6 protein-coding genes are annotated in these 11889 nt (G+C 74.3%); 3 read left to right on the plus strand and 3 right to left on the minus strand.

Going from position 1 to position 11889, the window contains the following annotated elements:
* Positions 1–107 precede the first annotated feature (107 nt).
* Together DY240_RS15095 and DY240_RS15100 are read left to right on the plus strand one after the other, a co-directional pair.
* The gene (locus tag DY240_RS15095; protein ID WP_147375334.1) at positions 108–2591 is read left to right on the plus strand and encodes a hypothetical protein; all 2484 of its coding nucleotides are present in this window, start codon (positions 108–110) and stop codon (positions 2589–2591) included.
* Between the two features lie 80 nt (positions 2592–2671).
* Positions 2672–3937 carry an MFS transporter gene (locus tag DY240_RS15100; RefSeq protein WP_119660680.1) on the plus strand — a complete coding sequence of 422 codons (1266 nt, stop codon included), beginning with the start codon at positions 2672–2674 and terminating at the stop codon, positions 3935–3937.
* A 157-nt stretch (positions 3938–4094) separates the two neighbouring features.
* Here the strand turns inward: DY240_RS15100 and DY240_RS15105 are convergent, their stop codons facing one another.
* Positions 4095–5420, minus strand: coding sequence for an ATP-binding protein (locus tag DY240_RS15105; RefSeq protein WP_199701538.1), 1326 nt, complete (start codon positions 5418–5420; stop codon positions 4095–4097).
* A 328-nt stretch (positions 5421–5748) separates the two neighbouring features.
* On the opposite strand from DY240_RS15105, the gene DY240_RS15110 reads away from it, so the two are divergent.
* Positions 5749–7116, plus strand: a complete 1368-nt coding sequence (locus DY240_RS15110) for an aspartate aminotransferase family protein (protein ID WP_119660682.1) — start codon at positions 5749–5751, stop codon at positions 7114–7116.
* Here DY240_RS15110 and DY240_RS15115 read toward each other — a convergent pair.
* Together DY240_RS15115 and DY240_RS15120 are read right to left on the minus strand one after the other, a co-directional pair.
* Positions 7082–8659, minus strand: coding sequence for a SagB/ThcOx family dehydrogenase (locus DY240_RS15115; protein ID WP_119660683.1), 1578 nt, complete (start codon positions 8657–8659; stop codon positions 7082–7084). The two genes, DY240_RS15110 and DY240_RS15115, sit on opposite strands and share 35 nt — an antisense overlap.
* Before the next feature lie 37 nt (positions 8660–8696).
* Positions 8697–11889: proline dehydrogenase family protein (locus tag DY240_RS15120; RefSeq protein WP_119660684.1), on the minus strand; the 3193-nt coding region annotated here is incomplete at its 5' end.

Here is an 11889-nt window from a genome sequence, read left to right on the forward strand (position 1 = left end):
CACGGGGGTAAGAACCGGGGGGATATCCGCGAGACCGCACCCGGTGGTACCCCCGGCCTCTGCTGCGCTGGATCCCGCACGACGGGAGCAGGAAGCGCGGGGGACGGGTGGAACGACGCACGGACGGCCGGGTGCCGCGAGCCCGGCTGCTCGACCGGTTGAACCGGCCGGCCGCGCTCACCGCGATCGTCGGCCTGCCCGGGATCGGCAAGACCGCGTTGGTCGCCGAGTGGGCGGGACGTCGCGCGGCGGCCGGTGCCACGGTGACGTGGCTGGACGTCGCCGACGTGCGGGCCGCCCTGGCCGCGGCCGCCGGTGTTCCGGGAGGGGTGCCGGCCGCGGCGGGCGACGTGCCCGGCGACGACCTGCTGGGTGGGCTGGTCGCCGCCGGGCGTGGGCCGCGTGCCGACGGGGTCGCGCCCGCCGCCGAGACCGTCCTCGTCGTCGACCGCGCCGACGACCTCGGCGAGCCGGACGCCGTCGCCGCCGCGCTGGCCCGGGCACCGCACGTGCGGCTGGTGGTGTGCGGCCGTCGTCCGCTCCCGCTGGTCGCCGCCGCCCACCGGGCCGGGCTGGGGGTCGTCCGGCTCACCGGGCCGGAACTCCTCGCCACCCCGGAGGAGTTCGCCGCGGCGTGGGGCGAGCGCGGGCTGGCCGCCGTCCACGACCACACCCGCGGCTGGCTGCTGCCGGCCCGGCTGATGATCGACGCGCCGACGGCGGAGGACGGACGGCGCGCGGCCGCCGACTACGTGCGTGCCGTCGCGCTCGCCGGGCTGGACGACACGGTCCGCACGGCGGCGCTGCGGCTGGCGCTCGCCGCGCCGATCACCCCCGTGCACTTGCGGGTGGCCGGGGCGGACGACGATCTGGTGGGGGAGCTGCGCGCGGCCGGGCTGCTCGCGTCACCGGACGACGGCGGCTCGTGGTCGATGCCGCCCGTGCTCCGTGACGCGCTGCGCGCCGAGCTCGCGGCCGTCGCGCCGGACCAGCCGGCGATCTGGCACCGCCGGTACGCGCGGGCGCTGCTGGACGCGGGCGCGCCCGGCCCGGCCGTCCGGCATGCCCGCGCGGCCGCGGACTGGTCGCTGCTGGCGCAGGCGTGGAACGCGGCCGGGCTCGCCCTGCTCACCGAGAATTCCGGCGATCTGACCGCCGCGTTCGCGGGCCTGCCCGCGTCCGCGCTGCGCGACGCCCCGGACCTGCGGCTGCCGGCGGCCGTCGCGCACATCCTGCGGTCGCACCCGCCCGGTGTCCGGACGCTGCAGGCACTGGTCAGCGCTTTCCGGGCCGGCGGCGCGCAGCTGCTGCGGGCGGAGGAGGCGACGCCGGGGCGGCCCAGCGACCGGCAGTTGCAGCTGCTGTCCATGGCGATCGTCGCCGACCGCATGGAGGGCCGCTACGAGCGCGCCGCCGCCGGCGCCGCCCGGCTGGACCGCGAACTGACCGGCCGCGACGGCGACGTCTGGCCGATGCACCGGGCCTGGGCGTTGCACCAGTCCGCCCAGGCGCTGCTGCTCACCGGGAGCGGGCCGCGCGCCGTCGCCGCCGCGACCCAGGCCTATGCCGCGGCTCACGACGGCGCCGCGCACCTCGTCACCGCACACATCGCCGCCGACCTCGCGCTGCTGCACGCCGCCGCCGGAGCGACCGTCGACGCCCGGTACTGGCTGGACGTGCACGAGCGGCAGGCCGCGCCGGCCGGCTGGCTGGAGTACCTGGTCCGGCTACCCGCGCACCTGGCGGCCGCGTTCGTCGCCGCCGACCGGCTCGACGGCGACACCGCACGGGCGCAGCTGGAGCGGGCCGAGGACGACACCGGACAGGCCGAGCTGTGGCCGTTCATCGTCGCCGCGCAGACCCAGTACGCACTCAGCTTCGGCGATCCGCTGCTGGCGCTGGACGCCGCCGAACGCTACGCCGCCCGGAATCCCGCGCCGCCCGGCGGCCTGGCGGAGCGGATCGTCGACCGATGCCGAGCCGAGCTGCTGCTCGCCCTGGGCGAGCTGAACCGCGCCGGCACACTGCTGCGCGAGGCCGGGCCGGACGCGTGGTGGGCGCGGGTGCCGCTGGCGCGATTCCACCTGATCGCCGGCGATCCGGCGCACGCCGCCCATGCGGCCGCGGCGGCCGCGTGGGAGCCGGACACCACGCTGCGGGACCGGATCGACCTGCTGCTCATCGAGGCCGCGGCCGCCGAGGCGCTCGGCGCGGCCGGGACGGCGGACCGCTCGTTCGGCCGGGCCGCGGCGCTCGCCGCCCGCACGGGGGCGCTGCGTCCGTACACGCTGCTGCCCACGGAGATCCGTGACGTGCTGGCGAAGCGGTCCGGGATCGTGCTGGACCCGGCCGTCCTGGCCGCCCGGCCGGCGTACCCGGCGCGCGCGGAGCTGGTGACGCTGAGCGAACGGGAGCAGGCGGTGCTGCGCGCCCTGACCCGGTACGAGGACGCGGAGGCGATCTCGTACGCGCTGGTCATGGCGCCCAGCCTGGTCGAGGAGCAGCTCCGCTCGCTGTACGCGCGGCTCGGCGCGACCGGCCGCGACAGCGCGCTCCTGCGGGCCCGCCGGCTCGGCCTGCTCACGGGGTGACAGGGGCCGCTTCGGGTTGCGGGGGCGGCCGGGCGCGTCCATGATCGACCGGTCCCCACCCCCGACGAGACGAGCCCGACGTGGTCGCGCCCGACACCCTTGCCCGCCCGCAGACCCGGACGCGGGCGCTGCTGCCGTTGCTGGCCGTCGTCATGTTCGCGGTCGTCGCGAACTACGCCGCGCTGCTGTCGGTGCTGCTGCCGAACCACGTCGAGGCGATCGACGCGGACCGCAAGGTCACCAACCTGGCCATCGTCACGTCGGTCTCGTTCGCGTTCACGATCCTGGCGCAGCCGCTGGTCGGCGCGCTGAGCGACCGCACCCGCGGCCCGCTTGGCCGCCGGGCGCCCTGGCTGCTGGCCGGCGCCGTCGTGGCCGCCGGGTTCCTGCTCGGCCTCGGCGGGCTCGGCTCGGTGGCGTGGATCTGCGTGTTCTGGGTGGTCGTCCAGTTCGCACTCAACGGCACCGACGTCGCGGTGGCGGCGACCCTGGCCGACCACGTGCCGCCCGCCCGCCGCGGCCGTGCGTCCGCGGTCCTGGCCGGCGGCGGCATGGCCGGCGCGGCCGCGGGGACGGCGTTCGCCGGACCGCTGGCGACCGATCACCGGCCGGTCGCCTACACCGTCCTCGGACTGACGGTGGTCGCGGCGGCGGCGGTGTTCGTGCTGGTGAACCGGTCGATGCTGCGGGACGACGCGGCGTCGGCGGCGGCCGGGCGGCGACTGCTGCGCGGGTTCTGGCCGCGGCCTCGCCAGCACGCCGACTTCCTGCGCGTGTTCGGGTCGCGGCTGCTGTTCGTGCTCGGCTACCAGCTGATCCTGACCTACCAGCTGTACATCCTGACCGACTACGTCGGCCTCGGCCGCGACGACGCGAACCGGCTGATCGGGCTGCTCACCGTGCTCGGCTTCGCCACGACCGTCGTGGGCATCGTCGTCGGCGGCTGGTGGAGCGACCGGACCGGCCGGCGCGTCGTGTTCCTGGTCGCGGCGGCCGGGATCCTCGGCCTCGCGCTGGCCGTGCCGCTGGTGTCCGCGACCACGACGGCGGTGACGGCGTTCGCGGCGATCCAGGGCCTGGCCGGCGGCTTGTACCTGGCGTGCGGCAACGCCCTGGCCATCGACGTCCTGCCGGACCGGGCGGGCGCGGCGGGGAAGGACCTGGGATTGTTCAACGTGGCGGTGAACGTGCCGCAGACGATCGCCCCGCCCATCGCCGCGCTGGTGATCAACCTGGCCGGCGGCTACCGGCCGCTGTTCGCCGTCGCGCTGGCCAGCGTCGCCGCGTCCGCCGTCCTCGTCACCCGGGTGCGCCACACTGGCAGCGAAGGCGGTGACGCACGATGAGCCTGACGCAGGACGAGCTGCAGCGGTCCGCGGCGGACCACCTGCTGCTCCACCTGTGCGCTGAAGGCCGTGCTCGCCCTCGATCGCGTGTTGCGGCCGCTGATCGGCGGCAGGGGGTGCTCCAGCACAAGGGATACGGCTGCTACGTGCCTCTGCTTCAGCGCAGTCGCCAGGTGGCCCGTGGGTCCTTGGAACTGTTCCCTTCCCAGCGAACCAGTCCCTCCTCCTGGAGCGCCCGCAGCTGCCGGAGCGCGGTCGGACGTGTGATTCCGACGAGTTCCTCGACCTGTCCCGTGCCAAGCGGTCGATTGGCACGTCTCATGGCGTCCAGCACCGCGAGGGCGCCCCGCGGTAGTCGCTGACGCACATCGGCTGGGATGGCGTCGGCCGCCGACAGCACCAGGCGTACCGACGCCGGGCCCTGACTGTAGATCGGGTCAGTCAAGCCGGCAGCCCGCACCTCCTCGAAGATCCGACGAATGCCTTCGCCGAGCTCCTGGGCGATGCCGAGGTCGGAACACACGCGGGCGATACGTGGGTTGCGGGCGTATCGGGTGATCGTCAGTGGGGACGTCGGGTCCGCAAGCCCAGGGAATCTGCCAGGACTGCTGATCTCGATACGATCGGGGAAGATCTCCACCCGGATGTGATCGCCGGCTGCACTGTAGGACCGATGCACGATGGCGTTCACGAGCCCTTCCAACCACGCATCGCGCGGGATGATCGATGTCGGCTCGAATCGTCCTGACGTCGTCAGTCGTTTGCGGGTGGGAATCAGGTTCTCGATCGCCTGCTGAGCCCGCGCGAGTTGGGCCGGCAGACTTCCCTCGAACCGCTCGTCATACTCGAGACCTTGTCTGATCCCGGTGCCACGTTCGGACTCCGCGTATCGGAGCACCCGGACGTGTGCGTGTGGGAGCAGTAGCTGCGGATGGTTCGCGAACAGCAGGTAGGCGGCGATGGTCAGACGTCGGCGGTGGTCGACCAAGCCGCGAGCCGCCAGCATGCTTTCCAGCGAACGAGCACCGATCGCCGCCCGGTAGTGCTCCATCTGCTCAGTTGAGAGCTGCGAAGCGTCAGTTGCTGCTGGGGTTCCGTCATACGGTGCCGTTCCGCGGTCATACTCCAACTCTTGGCGTTCACGAAAGCCCAACCGACGGGACTCGTCGCCGACACGCAAGTAGCATTCGCCGCTGCGGTGCTGGTGGACGACCTCTCCCGGATCGACGCGTATCAGCAGGAGCTGTCGACCCGCGCCACCGTCGAACTCCTCCATCGTGACGCGCGGAACCGGCTCGATGTGGTCGTGTGCGGCCTGCTTGAGGTCGTTCACCTTCGTAGCGTCGACGCCGTCGACGGCACCGTCGTGGAGGCCGACCACGATGCAGCCTCCCTCGGCGTTGGCGAAAGCGACGATTGCCCGTGCCAGGTCCTTGGGAGACACACGCCCGGACTTGCGCTCGAACCACTGGCCCTCGGGCATGGTGGCGAGCCTGGAAGCTGCCTCCTGGGGCGGGAGGGTCAATGCCTGGTCCACCTCTGCCCCGCACATGAATCTACTCTAACATTTTAAGAGTATGTGTGACCGAGCCGCTTCGGCATCGTCGTCCAGGGCGGAGGCGACCTCGCCGGCGGCCGTGGCTCCGCGATTCCCGTCGACGAAGTAGTCGCCGAGGAAGGACAGAACCAGCGGCGCGTTGCCAGCTCCTTTCCTTGGGTTGTGAGCCTGGGACTGAGGTCCGACACGATCCGGCAGGGGCGGCCGGAGGCACTCTCGTCTTGCGCCAGACTGGGCAGCGAGGTGAGGCGAGATGACCCTGTCCCACGACGAGCTGCAGCGGTCCGCGGCGGACCATCTGCTGCTCCACTTCTCCAAGCAACGGCTCGACGACCTGCTGGTGCTGGAACGGGGCGAGGGGCCCTACGTGTTCGACACCCGCGGGCGGCGGTACGTCGACGCGCTGTCCAGCCTGTTCTGCGCCCAGCTCGGCTACTCCTACGGCGCCGAGCTGGCCGCCGCGGCCACCGAGCAGCTCACCCGGCTGCCGTTCAACACCAACTGGGCGACGGCGCACCCGCCAGCCATCGAGCTGGCCGAACGGCTCACCGGCCTCGCGCCGGCCGGGCTGACCCGAGCGTTCTTCACCAACGGCGGCTCGGAGGCGGTCGAGGCGGCGTGGAAGCTGGTGCGCGAGCACTACGTCGCGATCGGCCAGCCGCGGCGCACCAAGGCGATCGCCCGCGATGTCGCCTACCACGGCGTGACGCTCGGCGCGCTGGCGTTCACCGGCGTCGCGCGGTTCAAGGACGACTTCGGCCGGCCGCCCATCGACGTCACCCACGTGTCGAACACCAACGCGTTCCGCGCGCCCGACGGCGCCGACCCGGCGGCGTTCCGCGACCGGCTGCTGGCCGAGGTCGAGGCGGCCGTGGTCGCGGCCGGACCCGACGAGGTGGCGCTGATCATCGCCGAGCCGGTACAGAACGCCGGCGGCTGCCTCACCCCGCCGCCGGGCTACTGGAGCGGGCTGCGCGAGATCGCCGACCGGTACGGCATCCTGCTGATGGCCGACGAGGTGATCACCGGCTGCGGCCGGCTGGGCGAGTGGTTCGGCGTCGCGCGCGAGGGCGTCACGCCCGATCTGGTCAGCCTGGCCAAGGGCATCACCGCCGCCTACGCCCCGATGGGTGCCGTGGTCACCACCGACCGCGTGGTCCAGCCGCTGATCGACGGCGGCCGGGTGCTGCGCCACGGCATCACGTTCGGCGGCCATCCGGCCAGCGCCGCCGTCGCGCTGCGCACCATCGACATCGTCGCCCGCGACGGCGTCCTCGAGAACGTCCGCACGCTCGAGCCGTACCTGCGCGACCGGCTCGGCGAGCTGCTCGCGCTGCCGATCGTCGGCGACGTGCGGGGCGCCGGCTTCTTCTGGGCGATCGAAATGGTGAAGGATGCCGGGAACGGCCGCTTCGACCAGGCTGAACGCGACGCGCTGCTGCGCGGGTTCCTGCCCGGCCGGCTGCTGGAGGCCGGCCTCATCGCCCGCGCCGACGACCGCGGCGACGCCGTCCTGCAGATCGCGCCGCCGCTGATCAGCGACCGCGCCGTCCTCGACGAGATCGTCGACGGCCTGCGCGACGTGCTCACCGACGCGGGGGAGCGGTTCGCGGCCGCTTGACCCCGAACACCGTCACGAACAGATAGGTCTTGCCGGCCGCGTGCGGCGAGAAGAACTCGACGACCTCGTCGTCGGCGGAGGTGGAGCCGACCGCGCCGAGGCCGAGCGCGTGCGTGCCCAGGTGCAGCTTCCCGGCCTGCAGCGCGCTGGTCAGCTGGGCGGCGCGGTAGCCGCGGTTGCCGTACGTCCCCAGCAGCGGCCCGAGGTCGGCCAGCCAGTACGCGTTGACGTGCGCGTCGGCGCAGTACTCCTGCCCGACGGCGATGCGTGCGGCGTCGGCGCGGAAGTCGCCGGCCCGCAGCAGCTCGACCGCGCCGCGGGCCGGGTGGTGCAGGTACACGCCGGGCGTCAGCCCTTCGACGGCGTTGACGATGAGGTAGTAGTCCAACGGCGGGCGGACGTCGGCGGCGTAGGCCCGCGACGAGCGGTCCAGCAGCGTGGAGAAGTCGCGGAACCCCAGCTCGGCGTCGAGGTCGTAGTTCCGGGTGGAGCGGCGGCGCAGGATCACCTCCTCGACCGGCTCGGGCGGCAGCGCGTCGTCGGGCAGCGGGTCGAGGGCGGTGAGCGGGCCGGCGGGCTCCGGGCCGGCGACGGACACCGTCCCGGACCGCCACAGCCGCGCCTCGGCGCCGGTGGCCAGCGACGACGCCAGGTGCATCGCGGGGATCGCCGGGAACGTGACCTCGCGCGGCGACACCGGCCGGACCGGCAGGTCGACGGCCGGCAGCGACTCCACCGGCGGAGCCGGCGTGCGGCCCCGGCCGAGCGCGCACAGCGCGACGGCGGCCTCACGCACGCCGTCGACCCCGAGGACGGCGTTGACCTCCTGGTCGGCGAAGCCCAGCACAAGCCGCGCCGGCAGGCCCGCGGACGCCGCCACGGCCAGCGCCTGCGACAGCGACGTGCCCGCGTCCCAGAACGCGTGCCGGTAGGCCCGCGCCTTGTAGCGCCACGCGTTGCGCCAGAACGTGCTGGTCACAGCCATGACGACCGGTGCGGCCGCCACCGCGGGCTCGGCGCCGGTGGCCGCCGCCAGCGCGGCCCGGACGTCGCCAGAGCGCACCCGGCGCAGGCTGTGGTCGTGCGCGGCGTAGTGGTAGACGCCCGCGGCGAGGCCGGGCAGGTCGGCGCAGACGAAGTACAGCTCCAGGTGGTAGCGGGCGCCGGTGCCGCCGGCCGTCCGGTACGTGATGGTGGTGCCTCGGACGGTGACCGTGCGGTCCAGCAGGCCGTTGCTGAACCGCGCGATGCGGGCCAGCGCCGCGAGGTCCGGCACGACCTCGCCGTCCGGCGCGGTTCCCTCGGCGGCCACCGCCCGCAGCGCCGGGAGCGTCGACGGCGCGAACTCGCGCGGGATCGCGATCGGCTCCAGCGTCTCGTACACCTTGAACGGGTACGGCTCGAGCGAGCGGTCCTCCTCCCAGATCGCGCTCTCGACGTCCGGTGGCGTCCCCATGGCGATGCCCCCGTCGCGGGCCCGCCAGTACCGCGTCGCGGCGTGGAAGTCGAGGGCGGCCCGGACGTCGTCGTTGCGCTGGGTCATCCGGCGAGCGTAACGGCGGCGAACTCTGGCGAGGGGACTAGAGCGGCGCCTCGGCGGCCAGCGGGTCGGGGGTGCCGAACCGGTGTGCCGTGATGCTCACCGCCTGCTCGTGCAGGAACGGCAGCAGCTCGACGCGGCCGGCCTCGGTCACCGGCTGGGCGTAGACGGCGAGGTCGGGACGGCCGCCGGTCGCCTCGTACAAGGCCGCCGGGTCGCCGCCGACCAGCCGGACCCGGCCGGTCAGCCGGGCCGCCCGGCGGTGCCAGTCCGCCTCGCCCTCGACCGCGACCGGGACGCCGAGCGCCGTCACCGCCGTCGTCACGACCGCGGGCAGCTCACCGGCCGCGGACACCGTCAGCGGAGCTCCGGCAAGCACCCCCGCCGCGACCACCCGCAGGAGGTCGGCGACCGGCGCACCGGACTCGTGCCGGACGGTGACCGCGTGCGGCAGGTAGCGCAGCACGTTCCGCTCGGCGATCAGCCCGGAGACGTCGCGGGCGACACCGAACTCGTCGCGCCAGGCCATGGCGTCGCTGCGCAGCGACCGCTCCAGCGCGTCGGTGCCGGCCAGCCCGGCGGCGTGCGCGGCCGCCAGCAGTGCGGCCGGGCCCGCGGCGAGCGCCACCTCCGGCGCGGAGGACACCGCCGGTGCCCAGTCGGTGAGGCCGACCAGGTAGTTCGGCCCGCCCGCCTTCGTCCCGGCACCGACAGCCGACCGCTTCCAGCCGCCGAACGGCTGCCGCCGGACGATCGCTCCGGTGGTGCCGCGGTTGACGTAGAGGTTGCCGGCCTCGACGCGGTCCAGCCAGGTCGCGAGGTCGTCGGCGTCGCGGGTGTGCAGGCCGGCGGTGAGGCCGTAGGCGACCCGGTTCTGCAGCGTGATCGCCTCGTCGAGCGTGGCGGCGGTCATGATGCCGAGGACCGGGCCGAAGTACTCCGTCAGGTGGTACTCCGAGCCGTCGGCGACCCCGACCTTGACGCCGGGCGACCAGAGCCGCCCCTCGTCGTCGAGCTGCCGCGGGCGCACCACCCACGACTCTCCCGGGCCGAGCGTCGTCAGCGCCCGCAGCAGTTTGCCCTCGGCCGGGCCGATGAGCGGGCCGACCTGCGACGTCGGGTCGGCCGGCGGCCCGACCTTCAGCGACGCGACCGCGTCGACCAGCTGGTCGCGGAACCGCCGCGACCGCGCCACCGAGCCGACCAGGATGACCAGCGACGCCGCCGAGCACTTCTGCCCGGCGTGGCCGAACGCGGAGTACACGACGTCGCGGACGGCGAGGTCGATGTCGGCGCTCGGGGTGACGACGATGGCGTTCTTGCCGCTGGTCTCGGCCAGCAGCGGCAGGTCGGTGCGGAACGACCGGAACAGTTCGGCGGTCTCGTAGGCGCCGGTGAGGATCACCCGGCCCACACGTGGGTCGGACACCAGCCGGCGGCCCAGCTCGGACTCGCCGACCCGGACCAGCCGCAGCACGTCGCGCGGGACGCCGGCCGCCCACAGCGCGTCGGCCAGCACCGCGCCGGTGCGTACCGCCTGCGACGCCGGTTTGAGGACGACGGCGGACCCGGCGGCCAGCCCCGCCAGCGTGGACCCGGCCGGGATGGCGAGCGGGAAGTTCCACGGCGGCGTGACGACGGTCAGCGGCACCGGCCGGCGGACCGCGCCGTCGACGTCGTCGAGCTCCTCGGCCAGGCCGGCGTAGTAGTTGGCGAAGTCGATCGCCTCGGACACCTCGGGGTCGCCCTGGTCCAGCGTCTTGCCGGCCTCGGCCGCCATGACCTCCAGCAGCTCGGCCCGGCGCCGCTCCAGCTCGACGGCGGCGCGGCGCAGCACCGCGGCCCGTTCCTTGCCCGGCAGCGCGCCCCAGCCGCGGCCCGCCTCGGCGGCGGCGCCCAGCAGGTCGTCGAGGACCTGCTCCGACGTGACGAGCGCGGCGTCGGCGGTGGCCACGCCGGCTCGACTGGCGGGCACACGGGCGAGGATGTCGCGGCTCCACGCCACGTTGCCCGGCAGCGCGGGGTCGGTGTCGGGGACGTTGGCGAACTCCGTCTGGACGGTGCCGGACACCGGTTCGCGCCGGTCCTGGACGCGGTGCGGGCGCGGCACCGTACGGTCCAGCGCGGCCAGCGAGGCGAGGAACCGGTCGCGCTCGCGCACGAAGAGTTCCTCGTGGTCGTGCAGCCCGGCGAGCGCGGACAGGAAGTTCTCCTCGCTCGCGCCCTCCTCCAGCCGCCTGACCAGGTAGGCGATGGCGACATCGAACTCGCGCGGGTGGACCACCGGCGTGTACAGACGGACCTTGCCGACCTCGCGGCGGACCACTTCGGCCTGGCCCTGCGCCATGCCGAGCAGCATCTCGACCTCGACGCCGTCGCGGACGCCGCGCCGTCCGGCCAGCAGCCACGCGAACGCGAGGTCGAACAGGTTGTGCCCGGCGATGCCGATGTGCACGTTGCCGATGTGCTCGGGCCGAAGCGCGTAGTCGAGCAGCCGCTTGTAGTTGGTGTCGGTCTCCTGCTTGCTGTGCCAGGTGGCCAGCGGCCAGCCGCGCAGCGACGCCTCGACCCGCTCCATCGGCAGGTTCGCGCCCTTGACGACCCGCACCTTGATGGGGGCGCCGCCGCGGGCCCGGCGCGCGGCCGCCCACTCCTGCAGACGGATCATCGTGCCCAGGGTGTCGGGCAGGTAGGCCTGCAGGACGATGCCGGCCTCCAGCCCGAGGAACTCGGGACGGTCCAGCAGCGTGGTGAACACCGCGGTCGTCAGCTCCAGATCGCGGTACTCCTCCATGTCGAGGTTGACGAACGTCGACGCCGCGGCGGCCCGCCGGTACAGCGGGATGAGCGTCTCGACGACGTGCGCGACGGTGTCGTCGAACGCCCACGCCGAGTGCGGGGCCACCGTCGAGGACACCTTCACCGAGACGTAGTCGACGTCGGAGCGGTCCAGCAGCTTCAGGGTGCCGTCGAGCCGGCGGCGCGCCTCGCGCTCGCCGAGCACCGCCTCGCCCAGCAGGTTGACGTTGAGCCGGGCGCCGCCGCGGCGGATGCGGGCGATCGCCCTGCCCAGCTGGGCCGGCCGGGCGTCGACGACCAGGTGGCCGACCATCTCGCGCAGCGCCCGCCGGGCGACCGGCACGACCAGCCCGGGCGCGACCCGTCCGGCCAGCCCGCCGGCCCGGACGGCCAGGCGCAGGTGCGCGGGCAGGAAGGCCGGGACGTCGGCGGCG

It is taken from the genome of Jiangella rhizosphaerae, from assembly GCF_003579925.1.
In the GTDB taxonomy this organism is placed as follows: Bacteria; Actinomycetota; Actinomycetes; order Jiangellales; family Jiangellaceae; genus Jiangella; species Jiangella rhizosphaerae.